22 protein-coding genes and 1 other RNA gene are annotated in these 23,564 nt (G+C 42.3%); 13 read left to right on the top strand and 10 right to left on the bottom strand.

Annotated elements, in window-relative coordinates; translation table 11 throughout:
• Together aceF and lpdA are read left to right on the top strand one after the other, a co-directional pair.
• Window positions 1-1,944, top strand: coding sequence for a pyruvate dehydrogenase complex dihydrolipoyllysine-residue acetyltransferase (aceF, locus tag QQK00_RS09895; protein WP_284217341.1), 1,944 nt, complete (start codon window positions 1-3; stop codon window positions 1,942-1,944).
• Between the two features lie 110 nt (window positions 1,945-2,054).
• On the top strand, window positions 2,055-3,476 hold the full coding sequence (gene lpdA / locus QQK00_RS09890; RefSeq protein WP_284217340.1) for a dihydrolipoyl dehydrogenase: 1,422 nt from the start codon (window positions 2,055-2,057) through the stop codon (window positions 3,474-3,476).
• 89 nt (window positions 3,477-3,565) lie between these two features.
• Here lpdA and QQK00_RS09885 read toward each other — a convergent pair whose 3' ends face one another.
• Entirely contained in the window at window positions 3,566-4,003 is a 438-nt protein-coding gene (locus QQK00_RS09885) for a hypothetical protein (RefSeq protein WP_284217339.1), read from the bottom strand.
• A 223-nt stretch (window positions 4,004-4,226) separates the two neighbouring features.
• On the opposite strand from QQK00_RS09885, the gene QQK00_RS09880 reads away from it, so the two are divergent.
• The 4 genes from QQK00_RS09880 to QQK00_RS09865 all read left to right on the top strand — a co-directional run bounded on the left by QQK00_RS09880 (window position 4,227) and on the right by QQK00_RS09865 (window position 7,147).
• Entirely contained in the window at window positions 4,227-4,469 is a 243-nt protein-coding gene (locus tag QQK00_RS09880; RefSeq protein WP_284217338.1) for a DUF1289 domain-containing protein, read from the top strand.
• 120 nt (window positions 4,470-4,589) lie between these two features.
• Complete coding sequence (locus tag QQK00_RS09875) at window positions 4,590-5,414, top strand: HDOD domain-containing protein (RefSeq protein ID WP_284217337.1); 825 nt, start codon at window positions 4,590-4,592, stop codon at window positions 5,412-5,414.
• Between the two features lie 46 nt (window positions 5,415-5,460).
• On the top strand, window positions 5,461-6,294 hold the full coding sequence (locus QQK00_RS09870) for a DUF481 domain-containing protein (RefSeq protein WP_284217336.1): 834 nt from the start codon (window positions 5,461-5,463) through the stop codon (window positions 6,292-6,294).
• Window positions 6,295-6,403: 109 nt separating this feature from the next.
• Window positions 6,404-7,147, top strand: coding sequence for a DUF481 domain-containing protein (locus QQK00_RS09865; RefSeq protein WP_284217335.1), 744 nt, complete (start codon window positions 6,404-6,406; stop codon window positions 7,145-7,147).
• A 103-nt stretch (window positions 7,148-7,250) separates the two neighbouring features.
• Here QQK00_RS09865 and serA read toward each other — a convergent pair whose 3' ends face one another.
• The 6 genes from serA to ssrS all read right to left on the bottom strand — a co-directional run bounded on the left by serA (window position 7,251) and on the right by ssrS (window position 12,058).
• The gene (serA, locus tag QQK00_RS09860; protein ID WP_284217334.1) at window positions 7,251-8,480 is read right to left on the bottom strand and encodes a phosphoglycerate dehydrogenase; all 1,230 of its coding nucleotides are present in this window, start codon (window positions 8,478-8,480) and stop codon (window positions 7,251-7,253) included.
• Window positions 8,481-8,638: 158 nt separating this feature from the next.
• Window positions 8,639-9,292, bottom strand: a complete 654-nt coding sequence (gene rpiA / locus QQK00_RS09855) for a ribose-5-phosphate isomerase RpiA (protein WP_284217333.1) — start codon at window positions 9,290-9,292, stop codon at window positions 8,639-8,641.
• A gap of 51 nt (window positions 9,293-9,343) precedes the next feature.
• A complete protein-coding gene (locus QQK00_RS09850; protein WP_284217332.1) occupies window positions 9,344-9,943 on the bottom strand; it encodes a 5-formyltetrahydrofolate cyclo-ligase in 600 nt (199 codons plus the stop codon).
• Between the two features lie 17 nt (window positions 9,944-9,960).
• Window positions 9,961-10,902 carry a nucleoside hydrolase gene (locus QQK00_RS09845; protein ID WP_284217331.1) on the bottom strand — a complete coding sequence of 314 codons (942 nt, stop codon included), beginning with the start codon at window positions 10,900-10,902 and terminating at the stop codon, window positions 9,961-9,963.
• A gap of 53 nt (window positions 10,903-10,955) precedes the next feature.
• Window positions 10,956-11,852, bottom strand: coding sequence for a ribokinase (locus QQK00_RS09840; protein ID WP_284217330.1), 897 nt, complete (start codon window positions 11,850-11,852; stop codon window positions 10,956-10,958).
• A 22-nt stretch (window positions 11,853-11,874) separates the two neighbouring features.
• Window positions 11,875-12,058: non-coding RNA, 6S RNA (gene ssrS / locus QQK00_RS09835), on the bottom strand.
• A gap of 238 nt (window positions 12,059-12,296) precedes the next feature.
• Between ssrS and QQK00_RS09830 the strand changes: the two genes are divergently transcribed.
• From QQK00_RS09830 to QQK00_RS09815, 4 genes are read left to right on the top strand one after another with little or no spacing between them, the layout of a single operon-like run.
• Complete coding sequence (locus QQK00_RS09830) at window positions 12,297-12,869, top strand: UPF0149 family protein (RefSeq protein WP_284217329.1); 573 nt, start codon at window positions 12,297-12,299, stop codon at window positions 12,867-12,869.
• Window positions 12,866-14,179 (top strand): Xaa-Pro aminopeptidase, encoded by a 1,314-nt coding sequence (gene pepP, locus QQK00_RS09825; protein WP_284217328.1) that lies wholly within the window; start codon window positions 12,866-12,868, stop codon window positions 14,177-14,179. The genes QQK00_RS09830 and pepP overlap by 4 nt, the downstream gene beginning before the upstream one ends.
• The gene (locus QQK00_RS09820; RefSeq protein ID WP_284217327.1) at window positions 14,169-15,353 is read left to right on the top strand and encodes an FAD-dependent monooxygenase; all 1,185 of its coding nucleotides are present in this window, start codon (window positions 14,169-14,171) and stop codon (window positions 15,351-15,353) included. Before pepP ends, QQK00_RS09820 begins: the two co-directional genes overlap by 11 nt.
• Window positions 15,353-16,579 carry a UbiH/UbiF/VisC/COQ6 family ubiquinone biosynthesis hydroxylase gene (locus tag QQK00_RS09815; protein WP_284217326.1) on the top strand — a complete coding sequence of 409 codons (1,227 nt, stop codon included), beginning with the start codon at window positions 15,353-15,355 and terminating at the stop codon, window positions 16,577-16,579. Before QQK00_RS09820 ends, QQK00_RS09815 begins: the two co-directional genes overlap by 1 nt.
• Window positions 16,580-16,757: 178 nt before the next feature.
• On the opposite strand, the gene QQK00_RS09810 is transcribed toward QQK00_RS09815, so the two are convergent.
• Together QQK00_RS09810 and QQK00_RS09805 are read right to left on the bottom strand one after the other, a co-directional pair.
• Window positions 16,758-16,940, bottom strand: coding sequence for a hypothetical protein (locus QQK00_RS09810; RefSeq protein ID WP_284217325.1), 183 nt, complete (start codon window positions 16,938-16,940; stop codon window positions 16,758-16,760).
• A gap of 170 nt (window positions 16,941-17,110) precedes the next feature.
• Entirely contained in the window at window positions 17,111-17,956 is an 846-nt protein-coding gene (locus QQK00_RS09805; protein ID WP_284217324.1) for a LysR family transcriptional regulator, read from the bottom strand.
• A gap of 161 nt (window positions 17,957-18,117) precedes the next feature.
• Here QQK00_RS09805 and gcvT point away from each other — a divergent pair, with 161 nt between their 5' ends.
• From gcvT to gcvP, 3 genes are all read left to right on the top strand, one after another.
• On the top strand, window positions 18,118-19,230 hold the full coding sequence (gene gcvT / locus QQK00_RS09800; RefSeq protein ID WP_284217323.1) for a glycine cleavage system aminomethyltransferase GcvT: 1,113 nt from the start codon (window positions 18,118-18,120) through the stop codon (window positions 19,228-19,230).
• Window positions 19,231-19,319: 89 nt separating this feature from the next.
• Complete coding sequence (gcvH, locus tag QQK00_RS09795; RefSeq protein WP_284217322.1) at window positions 19,320-19,712, top strand: glycine cleavage system protein GcvH; 393 nt, start codon at window positions 19,320-19,322, stop codon at window positions 19,710-19,712.
• 119 nt (window positions 19,713-19,831) lie between these two features.
• Window positions 19,832-22,762, top strand: a complete 2,931-nt coding sequence (gene gcvP, locus QQK00_RS09790) for an aminomethyl-transferring glycine dehydrogenase (protein ID WP_284217321.1) — start codon at window positions 19,832-19,834, stop codon at window positions 22,760-22,762.
• 144 nt (window positions 22,763-22,906) lie between these two features.
• Here gcvP and QQK00_RS09785 read toward each other — a convergent pair whose 3' ends face one another.
• Complete coding sequence (locus QQK00_RS09785) at window positions 22,907-23,491, bottom strand: hypothetical protein (protein WP_284217320.1); 585 nt, start codon at window positions 23,489-23,491, stop codon at window positions 22,907-22,909.
• Between the last annotated feature and the right edge of the window lie 73 nt (window positions 23,492-23,564).

The following is a 23,564-nucleotide window of genomic DNA, read 5'->3' as shown; positions in this document are numbered from 1 at the left end:
ATGGCAAATTTAGTTGATATTTTAGTTCCTGACGTTGGTGGGGATGAAGTAGAAATTATTGAAATTTGCGTCGCCATTGGTGACGAAGTTGAAGCAGAAGCATCAATTGTGACTGTTGAAAGCGACAAAGCAAGCATGGATATTCCTATCCCATTTGATGGCGTGATAAAAGAGATTAGCGTTGCAGTGGGCGATAAAATCAAAGAGGGTGATGTGTTAGGTAAGGCAGAAGAAGCGGCGGAAGCTAGTGATGCGCCAGTTGCCGAAGCTGCACCAACTGCTGCGCCTGCACCAGTTGAACCTGCCGCGCCTGTTGAAACAGCTACCCCCGTTTCTGGAGGTAGCACGACGGTTGAAGTCACTGTGCCTGATATTGGTGATGCCGAAGGTGTTGAAATCATCGAACTTTTGGTAAGCGTTGGTGACACCGTTGAAGAAGAAGATGGTTTAATTACACTTGAGACTGATAAAGCAACCATGGATGTACCCGCGCCTCAAGCTGGTAAAGTAATTGAATTGAAGGTTGCTGTGGGTGATAAGGTTTCACAAGGGTCTCTAGTACTAATACTAGAAACATCTGGTGGTGCTTCAGATGCGCCAGCAGTCGCTCAAGCACCAGAATCCGTGCCTGCGCCCGTTGCCACAGCTACCGAAAGTAAAATCATTGACGTTACTGTACCGGATATTGGCGATGCAAGTGATGTCGAAATCATCGACGTGCTTGTAAGCGTTGGCGATAGCGTTGAAGAAGAAGATGGTTTAATTACCCTCGAAACTGACAAGGCAACGATGGATGTACCTGCGCCGCAAGCCGGTAAAATTATAGATTTAAAGGTCAGTGTTGGTGATAAAGTATCTGAAGGCTCTTTAGTACTTACCTTAGAAGTGGCCGGTGCTGTGCCTGCTGCATCTGCTGCTGCGTCGACTGTACCTTCTACACCAAGTGCGCCAGTTGCCGCCCCTTCTGCGCCAGCACCTGCAAAGTCAACACCTGCACCCACAAGAGCAACTAAAAGCTCCGGCAAAGTTTATGCCTCGCCATCAGTTAGACGTGTTGCACGAGAATTTGGTGTCGATTTGAGCCTTGTTGCTGGCTCTGGACGTAAAGGTCGTATAATAAAAGAAGATGTGCAAGCATACGTTAAAGCCGAGTTGGCTAAACCGCGTGGCAGCGCGGCACCGGCTGCAAGCGGCGGTGGATTGCAAGTACTTGCTCAACCGAAAGTCGATTTCAGTAAATTTGGCGAAATTGAAGAAAAGCCGCTTACGCGCATTCAAAAGCTGTCTGGTCCAAACTTACACAGAAACTGGGTGACGATTCCTCATGTGACGCAGTTTGAAGAAGCGGATATCACTGAACTAGAAGCTTTCCGTAAGCAGCAAAACGTGATTGCTGAAAAACGTAAGCTTGGTGTGAAAATCACTCCGCTAGTCTTTATGATGAAAGCGGTTGCCGATGCACTCAAAGCTTACCCTACCTTTAATACTAGTTTATCTGCAGACGGTGAAGCCCTGATTCAGAAGAAGTATTATCACATTGGTATTGCAGTGGACACTCCTGGGGGCTTAGTTGTGCCAGTTGTCCGTGATGTGGATCAGAAAGGAATTATTGAGCTTTCTAAAGAACTTATGGATATTAGTGTTAAAGCACGCGATGGCAAGCTTAAATCACAAGACATGCAAGGCAGTTGTTTTACTATCTCTAGCCTAGGCGGAATCGGTGGAACAGCGTTTACGCCAATCGTAAACGCGCCTGATGTCGCCATTCTTGGTGTATCGAAAAGTGAAATGAAGCCTAAGTGGGATGGAAAAGAGTTTCAGCCTCGTCTAATGTTGCCGTTATCACTATCATATGATCACCGTGTGATAGATGGTGCATTAGCGTGTAAATTTGCTGTGCACTTAAGCGATGCATTGTCGGATATCCGTCGAATTTTATTATAATTTTCGATTGTATATGTACCCTAATACTCGTTGTTTGGGGTGTTTAAAAAATTTAGGTTTGTCGCTAACATGGTGGCAAACCCTACTCAAATACATAAATTGAGGTCAAAATGAGCGAAATCAAAACACAGTTGGTGGTTCTAGGTGCTGGCCCTGGCGGTTATTCAGCAGCTTTTAGAGCAGCTGACCTTGGTATTGACACTATATTAGTTGACGCCCGCGAAACACTGGGCGGTGTATGTTTGAATGTTGGATGTATTCCTTCGAAAGCACTCCTTCATGTGTCTAAGGTAGTCGAAGAAGCGAAACATTTATCAAGTAACGGTGTAAGCTTTGGTGAACCAAGCTTTGATTTAGATAAAATTAGAGCCTATAAAGATGGCGTTGTTTCTCAGCTAACCAACGGCTTAGCGGGCATGTCAAAAATGCGCAAAGTAAAACACGTACAAGGTTACGGTAACTTTACTGGCGCAAATACCCTAGAAGTTGAAGGAAATGACGGTAAAACGACCATTACCTTTGATAACGCTATTATTGCCGCTGGTTCAGAACCTGTCACATTGCCTTTTATTCCGCATGATGATGAGCGCGTAATTGACTCAACTGGTGCGCTGGAGATGAAAGACATCCCAGGCAAAATGCTTGTGCTAGGGGGCGGTATCATTGGCCTAGAAATGGGCACCGTGTATAAGACACTTGGTTCTGAAATTGATGTAGTCGAGTTTTTAGACCAGTTAGTGCCTGCCGCCGACAAAGACATTGTTAAAGTTTACATGAAGACAATTAAAGACAAGTTTAATGTCATGCTTGAAACAAAAGTAACGGCGGTAGAAGCAAAAGATGATGGTTTGTATGTGAGCTTCGAAGGCAAACAAGCGCCGGCTGAGCCCGTTCGCTACGATAAAGTGCTTGTGGCTGTTGGGCGTCGCCCGAATGGCGCTAAAATTAGCGCAGAAAAAGCCGGTGTAAACGTTGATGAGCGTGGCTTTATCAATGTTGACAAGCAGATGCGCACAAACGTACCTCATATCTATGCAATTGGTGATGTGGTGGGCCAACCGATGCTAGCGCACAAAGGTGTCCATGAAGGACATGTGGCGGCAGAAGTGATTGCGGGTAAGAAGCATTACTTTGACCCTAAATGTATTCCATCTGTTGCTTATACTGAGCCAGAGATGGCTTGGGTTGGATTAACAGAGAAGGAAGCAAAAGAGCAAGGCGTTAACTACGAAACAGCGAGCTTCCCGTGGGCAGCGTCTGGACGTGCAATTGCTTCTGATGCGACTGACGGAATGACTAAGATGATCTTTGAAAAAGACACCGGTCGTGTTATCGGTGGTGCGCTTGTCGGCACTAATGCCGGTGAAATGCTTGGTGAAATCGGTTTAGCCATTGAGATGGGAGCTGATGCTGAGGACGTTGGTTTAACCATTCATGCTCACCCAACGCTAAATGAGTCTATCGGTCTAGCGGCAGAGATTTTTGAAGGCAGTATTACTGACCTTCCAAATCCTAAAGCCAAAAAGAAATAAATTTACTTATTTACAATGAAAAGGCGCTTCGGCGCCTTTTTTTGTTGGAAAGCCGACGAGCTATATTGAAGTCAACTTATGATTACTTATTAGGTTGCGTTGTTATCACAAATAACAGATTCTAAGAGTTCATCAAGTGCCTTAACCGTCCTATATCTCAGCCAATAAATGACCACTGGCGATATACACAACCATATGATAATTATCGGATAATTAATGGGGGAGCCAACAAATAAGGGTATACAAATCATAAGGGAGATAGGGAGCAACAGGGTAAATATTGCCATGAAAAACACACCGCCGAGTTTTGCGTTTAAGCGTAAGGCACCCATTGTGTATTCAATATTGATAAACGTTGCGCCGCGCACAGCCGGTTGATTGGTAGAGTTCATCCCTTTTCCCGCAAAAGTGATTGTTGTTTCAGATAAATCTCTTATTGAAAACTCATTCGGCAACAATGTTAGTTTAGCTATTTCAAAGTCCAAATTTTCTTTACTTGTGAGAGGCACAGTTGTGTCGTATTTCATGGTAAGTCCTTTTTGTAGACCAAACGTATTATTTAAAAGTAGTCTCTAGTGGTAACTGAGAGGTTAAATTTTGACCGTTGCAATTCAGTATAATAGGGAATTAAGCACTTTTCAAAACGCAGACATGCCCCAACTAATGTAATCCACTGTACAAATACTCAGAAGAGAGTAATTGCAAATCGTGTTTATAATGTACAAGGTTTGCTCAATATATCGCGCGTAAATGCAACAGTTAGAGTTCTTTGATATTCCAAGTCCATGTATAGGTGTCTGCGAATCAGGCCCTAGAGGATATTGCTTGGGCTGTTTTCGCAGTAGGGAAGAGCGACAGCATTGGCATGGTATTGATGATCAGACGAAACGCATTATTGTTCGTGCTTGCAACAGACGAAAACAAGCCCATATTAAACGCAATAAACAAAACCCCAACGATCCAACGCACTTTAATCAAGGTGCTTTATTTTAGGTTTTCGCAGCTTGGGATACTTAAGGTATGCTCAAATAGGAATGGGTATAATTAAGCTCACCCACTAAATAGCTAAAATGAGATAGTATTTCTTTAGTTTAAGCATACTAGAGAATTCCCATGTCTATCACGCCAATTGTTAAGTACGCGACAAAGTCTTTTACCTTACCTGATACCTGCGTTAGGTTAAGAAGTATGCTTGATGATCCTATGTCATCGATTGATGATATGGCAAAAGTAATGTCGGTAGACCCTTCACTTAGCGCGAAAGTACTAAAACTGGCCAATAGTGCTTTGTTTAGGTTTCCGTCTCAAGTGTCTAGTGTACCAAAAGCCCTAAGTATTATTGGTGGGGAAGCGGCCTACAATATTTCAATGGCTGAGACGGCAAATTTAGCATTTAAATCATTTGCATCGAGCAATATTGATTTTAAGCAATTTTGGCATAAGGCGATTATGACGGGGTTAATTGCCCAATCGCTTGTGCAGCAAAAGAACATTAGAGGGAGTGAACGCTATTTTGTTGTGGGAATCCTGCATCATTTGAGCGAGCTAGTTTGTGCGACAAAATTGCCGGAAAAGTACTCGATTTATAAGAGTCGATTGGGCGACCACATTCTGCCAATGCATGAACAACAAGCGGTATTTGGTTTTACTTTTGCAAAGTGCAGTGGTTTTATTTTGCAGTCTTGGAATTTACCAGAGTCAATCACCGAACCTTTGCTAACAACAGAGTTAAACACAGACGTAATATCTCAATTTGAACAAGCTGTTATTTATATTAGTGCGGCAATGGCACACTTCGAAATTGGGCGCGAAATATTCGAAAAAGATGAATTATCAAATATCATAATTGAGACAATTGGATTAAATGATTATGAATATGATATTATTTTCGAGTTCGCACAGTCTGAGTCCATTAAAATTGCCTCAGTATTAAGCTAAAAATAACTATTATTTGTGCGAATGTTTAATATTAAGATTCGCACAAATGAAGATACTCGCATTATTTATAGTTTTATTATTTCTTCCGCTTAAAGCATTTTCGGCGGACATATCTTCTTTACATCAACAAAAAGCCTCTGACTTCTTTAAAAACGCTCACAAAAAAAAGCGCAATATGATGCGTATGCTAAATGAAAAGCATAAAAAATCCAAAATGGAAGAAAACCAACTTGCGATGAGTGGCGAGTTCGGTTTTTTGACGACATCCGGCAATACTAAAACTAGTGTATTAAAAATGGCTTTAGATACACAACATGAGCTGAAATCTTGGAGCAATCAATATTCTTTTCAAGCCCTGCGACGTGCAAGTGAGGTGAAAGGTGATTCTGTTGAAAATAATAGAATGCAACTTTCGACACAACTAGATTATAAACTGTTAAAAGATACAAACAGGCTTTTTGTGTATGCCGAATATGATGACAATGAGTTTTTGCGCTTGAGAGACCAAATTACTGCTGTATTTGGCTGGCGGCAAATTGCTTGGAAAAAAGAAAAATCGAGTTTTGGTTATAGTGTTGGGCCAGGCTATGTGGCTTTTCGTCGAGGGAATACAGGCGAAAGTTTTTATGACTTCATTGTAAGAACTACCGCTGATTTTAGTTACCAGTTTAAGAATAATGCGAAATTTAGGCATAACTTATCTGCAGAAATGAGTGAAGAAAACACAAAGGCTCGTTCTGTTACTTCTGTTACTGCAAAAGTGTTTGAAAAACTGGCCATGAAGTTGTCTTTTGAAATGACTTTAGATGAAAACGTTTCAGTCAACGTTGATGAATTTACTACACAAACCAGTGTTTCTTTAGTCTATCAATTTTTTTAAATTGGCATTAAATACGCATTTTTTGTAATATAGCGCCAAATTGCTAATAGAGCACTCTGCTCGCAGTCATTAGCTCGGACACAATAATATATTCCAAGAAGGACGTATCATGAAATTACGCGCGCTTACCTCTGCCATTGCACTAAGTTTAGTTGGCGGTTCTATCGCTTTTGCCGAAGAAAAGAAAGACTTCACTATGGATGGAGAATTTGGCTTTATCGTTACAACAGGTAACACTGAAACTTCCTCAGCAAGTGCCGCATTAAACGCAACGCAAGAATTAGAGTCTTGGAGCAATACTTACGTAATTAAAGGGCTGTATAAGCAAGATACCATCGAAGATGAAGGTGAAGAAGTTGAGCGCACTACCGCGCAGAAATTCTTTGCGTCAGGTCAAGGTAACTACAAACTTGAAAATCCAGACCATCGTTTGTTTGCTTTTGCATCATATGAAGATGATAGATTTAGCAACTTTAAATATCAGTCGACACTTGCCGCTGGTTGGAACCAAAAGGTGTGGGAAGATGACGTTAGTTCTTTCGAATACAGTATCGGTCCAGGTTACAGCTTCGCTAAAACACAAGATGACGAGAGCCAGAATAACGCAATCGCTCGTGCGTCGTTAGGTTATCAGTGGAATATTTCTGAAACGGCTAAGTTTACTCAAGCGTTCTCAACTGAAATCGGTTCAGACAATACCAAGTCTAGAGCGGAAACGGCCCTTACTGCACAAATTGCAGGTAACTTATCAATGAAGTTTTCTATTAAGTTTGACCACAATACTGATGTAAATCCAGGTATTGAAAAGCTAGACACAGAAACTGCCGCTACATTGGTGTATAGCTTCTTTTAAACGAAGTACTTAAAAACGTATGTAAAAAGGGCGAACTGTTATCAGTTCGCCCTTTTCTTTAGTTAAAGACAGATATTTGAATGTCGTGAAGGTTATTCGGCGTTTAGTGAAGCACTCTAGTTTTAATCGTCCCTTCGATCGCTTTTAGCTCATTCAAAGCTTCTTCAGCATTTACCTTATCAACATCAATAACAACATAACCGATATTTTCGTCTGTTTGTAAGTACTGCGCCGCGATATTAATACCTTTGTCGGCAAAGGCTTGGTTAATTTGTGTGAGTACACCGGGGCGGTTGCTATGAATATGCAACAAACGTGAACGATTGGTATATTCTGGTAGAGAAACTTCAGGGAAGTTTACCGCTGACAAGGTAGACCCATTGTCAGAATATTTAATGAGTTTTCCAGCAACCTCAATACCAATGTTTTGTTGCGCTTCTTGTGTGCTGCCACCTACGTGAGGTGTCAGGATAACATTGTCGAATTTACGCAAGGGTGATTCAAATTCTTCCGTATTTGACTTTGGCTCTACTGGGAATACGTCGATGGCCGCGCCATTCAACTTATTGGTTTCCATCGCCTCGGCAAGTGCATCAATGTCAATCACTGTGCCACGCGCGGCGTTAATTAAAATTGCACCGTCTTTCATTTGCGCTAATTCTTCTCGCCCAATCATGTTTTTGGTATGCGGTGTTTCAGGTACATGAAGACTAACCACGTCTGACGTGTTTAATAGCGCTTTTAAGCTACTCACTTGAGTTGAATTACCCAATACTAATTTGTCTTCGACGTCAAAAAACTGTACGCGCATGCCTAAGTGTTCGGCAAGAATACTTAATTGTGTTCCTATATGGCCGTAACCAATGATCCCGAGTGTTTTCCCTCGAGCTTCATAAGAATTAATTGCACTTTTTTCCCACTCGCCTCGGTGCGCCATTGCGTTCTTTCTAGGTATGCCGCGAAGCAATAAGATAATTTGACCCAATACAAGCTCAGCAACAGAGCGAGTATTTGAGAATGGCGCATTAAAGACTGGAATACCGCGTATTTGCGTTGCTGATAGATTGACTTGATTGGTACCGATGCAAAAACAACCCACCGCGACTAATTTTTTAGCGTGTTCAATTACATTCTCCGTTAGCTGAGTACGGGAACGAATGCCAACAAAGTGCGCATCCTTAATCTTTTCAATTAATTCATCTTCAGGAAGTGAGGTTTTTAACGCTTCAATATTGTTATAACCAGCATTTTGAAGCGTTTCTAATGCACTATTGTGTAAGCCTTCTAATAAAAGAATCTTAATTTTATCTTTAGCGAGCGAAGGTTTGTTCATGAGAAAAAGCAGCCCTTAGTAGCGATATTAATAGCAATCGTAGCAATGTAAATCTTTTGTTAAGACATCTAGACGTCTAAAAGTGCTGCAAAGATACCAGACTTTACGCGTTAGTCAATTGCTTATCTGCCGTAAATCCATTACTTATTCTAATGTATTTACCAGCGTTCAACGCCGTTATCAGTGGCTGATAGCACTATGTCAGCATTTCTGTGCGCAAATATACCATTGCAGACAACGCCAGCTAGTTGATTTAATTGCGTTTCTAGTTCTGATGGTTCAATAATGGATAAATTGTGGACGTCCAAAATAACATTGCCATTATCAGTTACTACGCCTTGTCGATAGACAGGGTCGCCACCTAATTTTACTATTTCCCTGGCAACATATGATCTCGCCAATGGAATAACTTCAACGGGTAAGGGAAAACGACCTAAAACATCTACCTTTTTGCTATCGTCCACAATACAAACGAACGTTTTTGCCACAGCTGCGACTATTTTTTCTCGAGTTAACGCTGCACCACCACCTTTGATCATATGTTTATGTTGTGTCACCTCATCCGCACCATCAACATATACTTCGTAACTAGAGACTTCATTTAAGTCGTATACGTCTATTCCTAGCGCTTTTAGTCTAGCGCTTGACGCATCTGAGCTAGATACAGCACCTTCTATATCCAGCTTATTTTCAGCAAGTGCATCGATAAAATAATTCACCGTAGAGCCAGTACCAACGCCCACAATACTGCCGGGAGTTATAAATTCAAGCGCCGCTTGAGCAACCCGTTTTTTCTTTGTATTTTGATCCATTGGTTCTATTCGCTATGTTTGGGTTAATGATAAAAGCAGGGGGTATTCTAATTATTTAAAATGAAAATATCGAGTAGGCGTAATGATATTTGGGAGAGGTATATCCCATACTTCTATTGGCAACGCTAAGGTTTGTTGAATATCGTGGGCGAGCCCAATGAGTCGAACAGGGTTTTCTTTGTGAATCGCCTGCAAAGTTCTGTCATAAAAACCACCGCCCATACCCAATCGATTGCCCTTGTCGTCAAACGCAACCAGTGGCGTAAATATAACGTCCAGCGCTTGTACGGGGCATATTTTGTGACACTCTAATTTAGGTTCAAGGATGCCAAAGTTATTTGCTAGCATCAGTGAGTTTTCGGTGTAGCGCAAAAACAGTAAATAGCCATCACAAAAAGGGTGCAATACTGGGAGGTATACTTCTATATCAATTGACCATAAATATTCAATTAGCGGCAGCGTGCTTAACTCACCATCATTTGTTAAATAAACGGCGACACGCTTTTTGTGCTCAAATAGTTTTAAGTCTATACATTGTTGCACTAGCTTTTTAGCTGCGTCGGATTGCTCAATGACAGATAAAGCTTTGCGCCGCTCTCTAAATGTTTGGCGCAAGCTGTTTCGAAGTTGAACGGTTGATGGCTCTTGCATCGTGTCGTGTATGTTATTTATTTATCGTAAGTATCAATGAACAATTGAGTTAGTCGAGGATGATCGACCTTAGTTGCTACATATACTTTAGGCATGCTTGTCCAATGTTCGCTCATTGTCGAGCCAATTGGTGCAAAACTTGTTTGCCCAATATGCAAGGGGTCTGTTCCTATACGCATTTGTCCTTCTGTCATTTCAAACAGGCTGTCGTCTAGCAAGTAAGCTAACGGAAATGCATCATGGAAAAAACATCTGCGCTCATCTAATCCTTGCGAATAGAAGTCCATATAAAATTGTGCGGACTTTGCCACAAAACCGCCTAGTGTAGGGTTCTTTTCAGCAAGAATATCGACAAAGTTTGGTGGAAAAGGTAGGTCATATGTTACGTCTAGACCAAACATATTTACACGCCACTTGGCTGAAAATACGATTTCGGCAGCAAAGGCGTCGTTCCAAATATTTGCTTCTGCGACAGGCGTAACGTTACCAGGTACAAAGGCCGCACCGCCCATAATATTGACGGCTTTAATTAAACTTGGCAGTTGAGGCTCTAATCTGAGCGCCAGCGCTAAATTGGTTAAAGGCCCGACGGCAACTATGGTAATCTCACCGGGGTGTTTACGCGCCATTTCGACGATGAATTCCGCAGAACTGCGAGGATCTATTTTTCCTTTCGGTGCCGGATGGTTGATATTCCCAAAGCCGTCATCGCCATGGACAAAGTGTGCGTAAGTTGATTCTGGGCCGACATGGGGCATACCTGCGCCTTGCGTAACTGGAACGTCCAAACCAGCAAGTTCGACAAGAGACAAACCGTTTTTAGCTGCCATGGTTGCAGGCACGTTACCAAAAACCGTTGTTAGGCCTAATACCTCAATCTCGGGTGCTTGAAAGGCAAAGAAAATTGCCATCGCGTCGTCGATGCCAGGATCCGTATCAAGAATAATTTTGTGTGTCATTAATTGCGTCTACCAAGTTAGGGCACTTGCATATTAGTGCTTGTTATCTAGTGCTAAGTGCGTTGAGACAGAAAAGTGCTAACCTCATCCATTTTTGGTATTGAGGGTGCCGCACCTTCACGAGTAACAGCTATTGCGGATGCAGCACATGCAGTACGCATGGCAGATTCCACATTTTCCAGCGTAGTATAGCAAGCTAAAAAGTAACCAATAAATGTGTCGCCAGCCGCCGTTGTATCTTTCGCGTCAACCTTAAATGCGTCTACTTTTATTTCTTTTTGGTCATGTAAAAACATGACGCCTTGCTTGCCCAGTGTGAGCAATACATTGGTATTTGGATATTGTGCTTTCAGTGCAACTTTCGCCGCATGTTCTGATGCCGTTTCGGTCAACTGCATGGCTTCGATTTCGTTCACCACCAGTAAATCAATTTTATCTATTGGTAAGGATTGAATACTGTTTGTCATTGGCGCAGGATTAAACGCAATTTTTAAGCCTTTTTCGCTTGCAGAATCAATGATCTGCGCAATCGCATTTGTTTCATTTTGCAGTAACACCCAATCATCGACTGAGGCTTTTGCCAGCGCATTATCAATATGCTGCGATGTTAGCGTTTGATTCGCACCGCCAAACAAAATTATTGAGTTTTCGGCATCGGGCGTGACTTGAATGATAGCGTGTCCGCTAGCAACGTCATCAAGTTTACTCACTAGTGATAGGTCTACGTTGGCGTCAATCATTGGCGTAAGCATTTGCGCATCTAATGCGCCAATAGCACCAATATGGAATGTTGGAGCGCCTGCTTTTGCACAAGCGATGGATTGGTTCGCCCCTTTTCCGCCTAATACAGCCCTATAGCCATCTGAAGATAGCGTTTCTCCGGGTGCAACAAAGTGATCTACTTTATAGACATAATCGATATTGATAGAGCCAAAATTAAAAACTGCCATTATAAATTGCTCGCATTTTTAGGTGCCTCCCAAAATGCCGCTGTATGCTTTTCGTCCGTGCGCCGAAAAGGACACGGTGGAAGTATCATCATTACCGTAGGCTTCTCGATACATGTCGAGCTTGCACAATAGTAATAGAGTCAAGATCCTAAGGTTATAGCATCGGCCAGGAACATGAAGCATAACTGCAAACATTTCAGGAAGCATTGAAGCTATTATTATTTTTGCCTTCAACGCACCAAGCGACTGCTGCGCTGCAGGGATTGCAAATACTAACGTATTCACTGGTGGGTTGAAAGCACAAAAAATTTATGTGCAGAAATATTCCACGATTTGAGGTTGTTTCAGGGTAAATCTGCGGATAACTGGCTGTTCTAAACCACAGGTATTTGCTAGCATTAGAGTAAGCGCAACATGCGCATAAACAACAAATGAGAAATTTTTGTGACCCAAAATAAGTTAAGTTATGACGAATTGAGTAACATTCTTAGTCAGGAAAAGATTGTCGTCGATGCCTCTGAAATCCATGGCATCATTTGCGGTATGCTTGCAGGCGGCATGACAGTTGACGATCAAAGTTGGATTGAAGCACTGGAAGACGTTATCAACCAAGGTGATAAATTTTCAGCGTTAGTGAAAAAGAACGTTATTGAGATGTACAACCAAGTGTGTCAGGAGTTCATCGAGCCAGATTTTGCTTTAGCACTTTGTTTGCCTGATGACTCTACGCCAATCAACGACCGTGGACAGGCATTGATTGTTTGGGTACAAGGGTTTTTGCTAGGGTTTGGTTTACATCAGGCGGATTTGACGGCTTGTTCAGACGATGTCAAAGAAGCATTGGAAGATTTCAGCCAAATCTCCCGCATGGATGAAGACATGACCGAGGGCGAAGAGAACGAACAGGCACTTTTTGAAGTCGTTGAATATGTGCGTATTAGTGCAATGTTGAGCTTTAACGAGCTGGGCAAGTCTTTGTTGGATAGTCGGCAATCAAATAAGTCGGTAATGCATTGATTAAACAAATAGAATTTGACAAAAGAAGAGCGCAATTAATTGCTGAATGCCTACCGAATAGTTTGGTGATCGTGCCTGCTGCAACCGCTGTCACTAGAAGCAACGACACAGAGTATCATTTTAGACAAAACAGCGATTTTTGGTATTTTACGGGATTTAATGAGCCTGACGCCTTTTTTTTGATATCAAATCGCGCAGCCTCGTCTACATACACTTGCTTTATGTTTGTTCGCCCTAAAGATCCTCATGCCGAAATTTGGCACGGTAGACGTTTAGGCGTTGACGCAGCGCCGAGCGAATTAGGGTTAGATGCTTGCTACGACTTAGATAACATTGAAGACTTACTCCCAGAAATGATTAATGGGCATGAGCACGTGTATTTTTCGTCAAGTGAAAACCCCTTTGCCGATACCGTTGTGCTCGACGCAATTAATAGTTGTAAATCGGCGCCTAAACAAAGTTTGATGCCACCGCGATGCGTGCATGACGTTAACCAGCTAATTCACCGAATGCGACGCATTAAATCTGACAATGAAATTGCAATAATGCAACGTGCGGCTGACATTTCTGCGCAAGCACATTGTCGCGCTATGCAAGCAGCAAAAGCCGGTGTTTGGGAATACCAACTAGAAGCTGATATTCTGCATACCTTTGCTCATCACGGTGCAAAGTTTGCTGCGTACAATACAATTGTTGGCGGGGGGGGAAATGCCTGTATTTTGCATTATGTTGAAAACAATCAACAAATAGCCGACGGTGAACTCGTGCTGATTGATGCCGGTTGTGAGCTATATGGGTATGCGGCAGATATTACACGCACGTTTCCCGTAAATGGAAAGTTTACGCCTGCGCAAGCACAAATTTACCAACTCGTGCTTGACGCGCAGCTTGCCAGCATACCGTTGCTTAGACCTGATAGCACTATTACTGAGGCGATGGATAAAGCCGTTGAGGTAATAACGCATGGTCTGATCAACTTGGGAATCATTCTCGAAACGTTTGAAGACGCTATCGAAAACAAAACGTGGCGTCGTTACTTTATGCATGGCTTAGGGCATTATCTTGGCTTAGATGTGCATGATGTCGGTATTTATAAACAAAATGGTGCAGATGTACCTCTAAAAGCTGGCATTGTTATGACCGTCGAACCCGGTATTTACATCGCCGCTGATGCAACGGTACCTGATCAATACAAAGGGATTGGAGTACGTATTGAAGACAACATAGTCATTACGCCAGAGGGGAACAAAGTGCTAAGCGATAAAGTGCCCAAGACCATAGATGAAATAGAGGCGCTCATTGCAAACTAAGGATGTTGATGTATTGATTGCGGGGGGAGGCGTAGCCGGTTGCGTTGCTGCACTAGCAATTAAACAGTTAAGTAATTATTCAGTTGCGATTATAGAGAAGTCTCCGCCGTCGGAAAATACGCAGCATCCAAGTTTTGACGCTAAAGTGATTGCACTAGCCAAGCAAAGCCTTACATTGTTAAAACGCTTTGGTATTTCTGTTGCTAATGTCGATACTGCTACGATTGAAAAGATTCATGTGTCAGACCGAAAACATATTGGTCAAACGCTGCTAGATGCGAAACAACTTGGTGTTGATTATTTTGGTAAGGTAGTAAGATTAGAGCAACTTGGTTTTTCGATATATGAGCAGGTTAAAAATGCGGGTATCGATTACATTGCACCAGACTCGATAAATGCCCTTGAACGAAAGGTAGAATCTGTCGAGATAATGACGGAAAAAGCACACATTAGTGCAAAACTACTCGTTGTTGCTGAAGGGGCCAATTCTCCCACGCGCCAACGCTTAAATATTCCCGTTCATCAATATGATTATCAACAAACCGCTATTGTAAGCAACGTCGAGCTGCAATTGGCGCATCAAAACCAAGCATTTGAGCGTTTCACAAAATATGGTCCACTAGCATTTTTACCCTTGCACAAAGCCGGAATGGCTAATAACGAAAACTTAATGTCGGTCGTGTGGACAATGCCAACGCACAAAGCGCCGGATGTGTTGAACCTATCAGATGACAAATTTTGTGCAGAACTACAAACCCTATTTGGGTATCGTTTAGGTAAGATAGGGTCTGCGTCCCCCCGGTTCTCATACCCCTTACTATTAAAACAAACGCACGACTATGCGAGTCACCGCGTAATATGCATTGCCAATGCGGCGCAAAGCCTTCATCCCATCGCTGGGCAAGGTTTTAATTTAGGCATTCGTGATATTGATAGGCTAATTCACTCTTTTTTACCGTCTGTTGCATTAGGCAGTTTTGAGCATATTGCTAAATACAAAACTATTAGCGAGCAAGACAAAGATCTTACGATTAACGCGACGGATAGTTTGGTGAGCGTGTTTTCAAATCATCATTTACCCTTGGTTTTAGGCCGAAATTTGGGCTTAAAGCTGTTAAATGGATCACAGTCTATGAAGTCGTATTTAGCGACCTTAGCAATGGGAGTCAAGTAATGAGTAATCCGCTAACCTTGCATGCTGACGTGACCATTATCGGCGGCGGAGTTGTTGGTTTAACGTTGGCATTGGCCATTGCTCAACACGATGTGTCGGTACTCGTTGTAGATAAGGCGCAACCGCATGAACTCGCTGATGCAGGCACCATGGCTGCACACACGTTTTCGTCGAGAGTAAGCGCAATAAGCCATGCGAGCGAAAGGGTATTTTCTGACTTAGGCATTTGGCACAACATACAGCGAAAGCAAGCATATGTCGGCATGGAAGTGTGGGATAAAGATGGGTTTGGTCACATCCAATTTACCAGCGATGAGATAAATCGTGATGCTTTAGGCCATATTATTGAAAACAGTGTGTTGATATCGGCATTGCTTGACCGTGTACACCAAGACGACAATATACAAGTATTGCAAGGTACCGCGTTATTAAATGCCGAACACAGACAATTGCACGCGGGTGACGATGCTAGCGCACAATACCAAATTACCTTGGACAATCAGCAAACGGTTTTATCATCTCTATTAGTGGGCGCTGATGGTGCCAATTCTTATGTGAAAAAAATGATGGGGTTTACTGAAACCTTCTGGGATTATGAGCATACTGCCATCGTTGCAAATATTAAGACTCAAAAACCTCACGGCAATATTGCTCGGCAAGCTTTTACGCCGCTAGGGCCACTAGCGTTTTTACCGCTTCCCGATGCACATCAGTGTTCAATTGTGTGGTCGCAATCTACTCAAAGAGCCAAACACTTAATGGCATTGGATACCCCTGCATTCTGTAAAGCACTTTATGAAGATATTGATGGTCAACTTGGGCTGTGTGAGCTTACATCTGAACGTTCAAGCTTTCCACTTAGAATGCGTTATTCACGCCAATGGTTTGGGGATTCAGTGGTATTGGTAGGAGATGCTGCACATACAATTCATCCTTTAGCAGGACAGGGCGCAAATTTAGGAATTGCCGATGTGATAACATTGGCAGCATGTATCCAAAAATCAAAATCTACACGCGGTATTGTGAATGATTACCATTGTTTGAGGCAATATGAGCGCACACGAAAATCAGAAGCGATGATTAGTATCGCGACAATGGAAGGGTTTAAGCGTTTATTCGGCGGCAATCAACCGTTACAAAAGCTTGTCAGAAACATTGGCTTAAAAAGCGCCAATAATATACGACCGCTCAAGCAGTTTTTTATTCAGCAAGCATCTAAGGCGTAGTTGTTTAACAACCAATACCTTACTTTAGACCTTACTGTAGCTAAGCCATTGCTTAAGGAGTAATGCACGCTTTACACAACTAACACCGGGCTTTTTATTGTTGTGTTATGCCCTATGTGTTAACTAAAGCGTTTTACTCTTTTTATGTAAATCCTTTTACTTCTTTGTCCGTGTTAGCTTAAGCGTTTCTTCTAGCAATAGTCTCTGATGTTAAAAGCTGTTCGGCTGTTTTTGCTTCTTGTTGAACAGTTTCGTCAACAGATGCAACAGCTCTTGCGCCAGCAATCAATGCAGATAACATTACGCCCAAAAGTACGAAGCGCATTAAGCGAGTGATAAAGAAATAATTTTGTTTATACATGGTAGTGTCTTACTTTGCGAGTTTAAGAACAGGTGAATTATATCTAATAAGAACGATGTTTGTTAACAAAACTTTAGTATTTTATACAATTAATTGACATAAAAAACTTATCTTATTGTTTCTTAATAAGATCTTTTTTATTACAATTTTTTAATTTGTTTGAAAAATAATCAATTTATTCTCGTTCGAATATAAGACGCTAGTGCTTCGGCAACTTGAGGGTGTTGCGTTTGCTGTTTAAACAAACAAACGTCAATGTTACCAAGGGTTGGTAGGCGACTATCCTTAATAATATTGAGTTCTTTTGGTAGGCTCGACTTTGCCAGCGCAGTCAGGCCTAAACCTTGTTTAATCGCGGCGATGAGGCCATATAAGTCGGCGTTTGTATAGGTGATTTTCCATGCATGGGTTTGCTGCTTAAGCTTGTGAATAACTCTACTTCTGTAAACACAGCCTTCTGGCGCGAGCACCAATGAAATACTATGTTGCGCTATGGGCATAGCCGCGTCGCCCACCCATACCAATTCATCATTTTTTAACAATTCGGCATCGGTCGTTATATCTGGTCGCACTAAGGCTAAGATTAAGTCAAACTGCGTTCTATATTGCTCACTTAGCAAGTGACGACTTAAAGCAGACGTAACGTCAAGCGTGACATCCGGGTAACGCTGACTAAACTCTCCAATAATATTGGGTAATAGCGTTGTTGCAAACTCACTTGGAATCCCTAAGCGCAATTGCCCACGTAATGCGTTTTCTTCAAGATCCCTAAATATACTGTCATTTAGTGCAAGCATTTGCTTTGCCTTTGCGTAAAGCCAGTCGCCATCTTTATTTAACTGATAGCTCTGTCCGCGTTTTTCAAATATACGTTTGCCTATTTGTTGCTCCAAACGCTTTATTTGCAAGCTTATGGCAGGTTGCGTTCTACCCAAGGATTCCCCTGCTTTTTTAAAGCTACCTAATTCAACGATAGTCACAAACGTGCGTAATATATCCAGTGATAATTGCTTCAAAACAAGGTGTTTGTTGGTAATTTTAGATAATATTAATTTATCATAATGTGAATGTATATAAATTATATTTATCTATAGATATGAAGTTTTAATTTGTTTGCTTGTACACATGTTTCTATACTTTTCCCATAATTTACGCATTTGAAGAGCGCTAGCATTCCATGACTAAAACCTATCTACACGCAGCTCACATTGCCGCTAATGCAAAAATGGTGGATTTTTTTGGCTGGGAAATGCCAATTAATTATGGTTCGCAAATCGAAGAGCACCATGCAGTACGACAAGACGCTGGCATGTTTGATGTGTCTCATATGACGATTGTTGATATTACAGGTAAGTCTGCAAAGGCGTATCTTCAATATTTGCTTGCCAACGATGTAGATAAGTTAACAGATAAAGGTAAGGCTCTATATTCAGGTATGTTGAATGACGCGGGCGGTGTTGTAGATGATTTAATTGTTTATCATTTTGATGTCACAAATTATCGCTTAGTCGTTAACAGTGCAACCAAAGAAAAAGATTTGCATTGGCTGCATAACATACTCGCTAAATTTGATAGCAGCCGTGATGCAAGCGACGTAAACATTGTGCTTCGAGATGAGTTTTGCATGCTGGCAGTACAAGGTCCAAATGCAAAAGATAAGGCGTCGGCTGTGTTTTCACCAGCGCAGAATGAAGCCGTAAAAGGGATGAAGCCCTTTTTTGGTGTACAAGCCGAAGATTTGTTTATTGCCACCACGGGTTACACAGGTGAATCCGGCTACGAGATTATGGTACCTAAAGCAAAAGCTGAAGACCTATGGCATGCGTTGTTAAACAGCGGTGTAAAACCTTGTGGTCTTGGCGCCAGAGATACGCTTAGACTAGAAGCGGGTATGAACCTTTATGGGCAAGACATGGATGAATCCATTTCGCCGCTGTCAGCCAATATGGCGTGGACAATTGCTTGGGAACCAACAACGCGCAATTTTATAGGGCGCGAAGCACTAGAAACACTGCGTACTAGCCGCACTGATAAGCTGGTTGGCTTAATTATGACGGAAAAAGGCATATTGCGCACAGGCCTAAAAGTAAACACGCCTGATGGCGACGGTATTATTACCTCTGGTACCTTTTCTCCTACCTTAGGTCACAGTATTGCGTTTGCAAGGGTGCCCATGGGTAAAAGCACAGACATAGGTAACATCGTTGATGTAGAAATGCGCAAAAAGTCTATGCCAGTAAAAATTGTAAAGCCGAGCTTTGTGCGAAATGGTAAAAGCGTAATTGATTAATTTATAAGCTTAGCTAGCATATAAATTTACGTTTTAATACATAGCATTTATACGACATTTTATTTAGCAAATATACACTAGGAACGATTATGAGCAATATCCCTCAAGAGCTGAAATACACAAATACCCACGAATGGATTAGAGCAGAAGGCGACGGCATATTTACAGTAGGTATTACTGAACATGCGCAAGGCTTACTTGGTGATATGGTGTTTTTAGATTTGCCGGATGTAGGCGATGCAATCGCAACCGGTGATGATTGTGCGGTTGCTGAATCTGTAAAAGCTGCATCCGATATTTACGCGCCCTTGTCAGGTGAAATTGTCGAAGTAAATGAAGATTTAGAAGATAGCCCAGAGCTAGTTAACGCCGACGCATTTGGTGATGGTTGGTTGTTTAAAGTAAACGCTGAAGATCCAGACGAAGTTAACGGCCTTTTAGACGCAGAAGGCTATGCCAACCTTATCGACGAAGACGAGTAGTTATTCAATTATACGTACGACCATAAACTACCTATACGCCCATAAACGATGGTGAGTGATGTTGCTCGCCATTTGTCATCAAAAAAGATACGTAATTACAAATACAAAGGTTATAAGTCATGAATGTTGCCAGTAAGGTGCCTGTTAGTCTTTCTTCGGCTAGCCTCGAAAGTCTAGAAAACAAAGACGAATTTATTCGTCGTCATATTGGACCGGGTCAAGGCGAAGTAAGTGACATGCTTGCAGATATTGGTGTGGATTCTTTAGACGACTTAATTTTGCAAACCGTGCCATCATCCATTCGTTCTGAGGGATTAAATATTGGCCAAGGCGTGCGCGAAGAAGAAGCCTTGTTAGCCTTAAAGCAGGTAGCGGCGCAAAATAAGGTAAACCGCTCTTACATTGGTATGGGCTATTACAATACGCTAACGCCCAATGTTATTTTACGCAATGTGTTAGAAAATCCTGGTTGGTATACAGCGTATACACCATATCAGCCTGAAATTGCACAAGGGCGTTTAGAGGCAATACTTAATTTTCAGCAAGCGACGATTGATTTAACAGGCTTGCCCTTGGCGTCTGCCTCTTTGTTAGATGAAGCGACGGCAGCAGCAGAAGCCATGGCATTGGCTAAACGCGTATCAAAAAACAAAAAGGCAAATGCGTTTTTTGTGGCCAACTCAGTGCACCCGCAAACTATTGATGTGTTAAAAACTCGCGCCGATATGTTTGGCTTTGCCTTAATCGTTGATGATGTAGAGCAAGCGACTCGGCATGATGTGTTTGGTGCGCTATTGCAATACCCTACGTCGAGCGGTGAGTTACTTGATTTACGTGAGCTAATAGACACATTAAAAGCAAGCAAAGCGGTGGTTGCTTTAGCGACGGATTTACTCGGCTTAACTATGTTGACGCCTCCAGGTGAGTTAGGCGCAGATGTGGCGCTAGGCAGTGCACAACGGTTTGGCGTACCGATGGGTTACGGCGGGCCACATGCCGCATTTTTTGCGACAAAAGACGCGTATAAGCGTTCGTTACCTGGGCGTATTATTGGCGTGAGTAAAGACACGCGAGGCAGACCTGCATTGCGTATGGCATTGCAAACACGTGAACAACATATTCGACGCGAAAAAGCCAACTCGAATATTTGTACAGCCCAAGTGTTATTGGCGAATATGGCGAGCTTTTATGCGGTGTATCATGGGCCAAAAGGTTTGTTGGCAATCGCAAATAGGATTCATCGACTGACCGATATACTCGCCTTAGGCTTGCAAAATAACGGCCTGCACTTGAGGCACAATACGTGGTTTGATACCTTGTCGGTGATTTTGGACAACAAAGACGAAATACTTGCACAGGCCTATGAGAAAGGAATTAATCTACGCGCGGATATTGAAGGTGCCGTTGGCATTAGTCTTGATGAAACCACTACCCGAGACGATATAAATGACTTATTTAGCCTGTTTTTAGGAGAGACCCACGGCACAGACCTTTTGGCCTTAGACAAACAATTACTAACGGACGGTAGTGCGTCTATTCCGGCTAGTTTGCTCCGTAGTTCATCATTCTTAACGCATGAAGTTTTTAATCGCTATCATTCTGAAACTGAGATGCTGCGTTACATTAAATCGTTAGAGAATAAAGATTTAGCGCTGAATCATTCGATGATCTCATTAGGCTCATGCACCATGAAGCTTAACGCCACCGCAGAAATGATACCCGTCACGTGGCCTGAGTTTGGTCAATTACATCCCTTTGCGCCTATCGAACAGGCCACGGGATATAAATTGATGATAGATGAACTGAGCGATTGGCTGATTGACATTACTGGTTACGACGCGTTGTCGATGCAACCTAACTCTGGCGCTCAAGGCGAGTACGCGGGTTTGTTGGCTATTCAGCGTTATCATCAAAGTCGCGACGAAGGGCACCGTAATGTCTGTCTGATACCACAGTCGGCTCATGGGACAAACCCGGCGTCGGCACAAATGGTAAGCTTAAAAGTGGTTGTGGTTAATTGTGATGCCAAAGGCAATGTCGATTTAGACGACTTGCGTAGCAAAGCCGAGGAAGTAAAAGACAACTTAAGTTGTGCCATGATAACTTACCCGTCGACTCACGGCGTGTATGAAGAAACCGTAAAAGAAATTTGCGACATAGTGCACGAATTTGGTGGGCAAGTTTACATGGATGGCGCAAACATGAATGCACAAGTCGGCATTACATCACCCGGCTTGATAGGTTCAGACGTATCACACCTAAATTTGCATAAAACCTTTTGTATTCCTCATGGTGGCGGTGGCCCAGGCATGGGACCCATTGGTGTTAAAGCGCATTTAGCGCCATTTTTACCCAGCCACAGCATGATAACCTTACAAGCCGCTGGCACAAACGATACACTTGGCAGCAATAGTGCGGTTTCGGCAGCGCCATGGGGCAGTGCCTCCATTTTGCCAATTAGTTATATGTACATCAAAATGATGGGGAGCGAGGGGCTAAAACGTGCGACCGAAGTTGCCATATTAAATGCCAATTACGTTGCCAAAAAGCTCGAAGGGCATTACCCCGTTTTATACAAAGGTATAAACGGGCGAATAGCGCACGAGTGTATTATTGATTTACGGCCACTTAAAGAAGCCAGCGGTGTGACCGAAATGGACGTGGCTAAGCGCCTAAATGACTATGGGTTTCACGCACCGACGATGAGTTTTCCGGTAGCTGGTACGCTCATGATAGAGCCAACAGAGTCTGAAGCAAAGGCAGAGCTTGACCGTTTTATCGAAGCAATGATTTGTATACGCCTCGAAATCGCCAAAGTGGAAAACGGCGAGTGGAACAATACAGATAATCCATTACACAACGCACCCCATACCTTAGCAGATATTACCGACGACAAGTGGGATAGGGCATACAGCAGAGAATTAGCCGCATATCCGGTGGCTGCGGTTACTAAAGATAAGTTTTGGCCAACGGTAAATCGCATTGATGATGTGTTTGGCGATAGGAATTTGGTGTGTTCTTGTCCGGATTTGGAGGCATATCGGGATTGAGGGTTGTTTATTGCAATAAATAAAAACGCACATTTTACAAAAGAAAACAGAGCTGAATATACAAGAAATAACTCAATTAAAATAATCAAATGACGTTGATGACTGTTTAGCCATCGCTAGGTTCATTAGGGGCGTATGCTCTTTTTATTGTCGTTTGCTCTTTTTCGTGAATACTCGCAGTGAATCAACCTCTTGTTTATATGAGCTTATCATCATTCGTTCTTTAAGAATGTTTAGGAGAAGTCGATTTTTCTCCGTAAATGGAATTAAAGGTTTTTTACCGTACTCAGATATAGTTGATATGGGGGGCGGAAAGAGCTGCAGTGCTTGCATCACAATTTTTTCATTCCAAGTTTGTTTCTCTTGCCGTGGTTCGTCTTTCAGAACCTTTAACTTTTGAGTGAGTAAATTTAAACTATGGTCAAAACTATATTGAGCATAGTATTTACCAAAAAGTTTTAGACTTAATTCTTCATTCAATAGGAAGTGAATGAGTGTTTCTGCAACATCTCTCTCGATGGACGAAAAGCCCAGTTTCAAAAAATAAGGAGCAGATAACTCGCAAAAAGATTCATTGGCAACTGTATTATCGTCAATTATTCTACAAAGCTGTATTTTAAAGTCGTCTGATAAGTTAGATTTAAGTAACTTAAATGCAATACCAGAATAAATCGTACCTTGATAATCAAGTATATTTTTCTTGAAAAGATGGTGGTTACTTTCAATCAACGCTATTTGAAGATCTTCTCGGTCTCCGGCAACTTGGTAAGACTCTTTGTTAAGAGTAACTAAGTTATTCTTT

It is taken from the genome of Agaribacter marinus (assembly GCF_030160655.1).
GTDB lineage: Bacteria > Pseudomonadota > Gammaproteobacteria > Enterobacterales > Alteromonadaceae > Glaciecola > Glaciecola marina.
The sequence above is the reverse complement of the archived record's forward strand: the minus strand, read 5'-3'. Positions and strand labels throughout refer to the sequence as shown.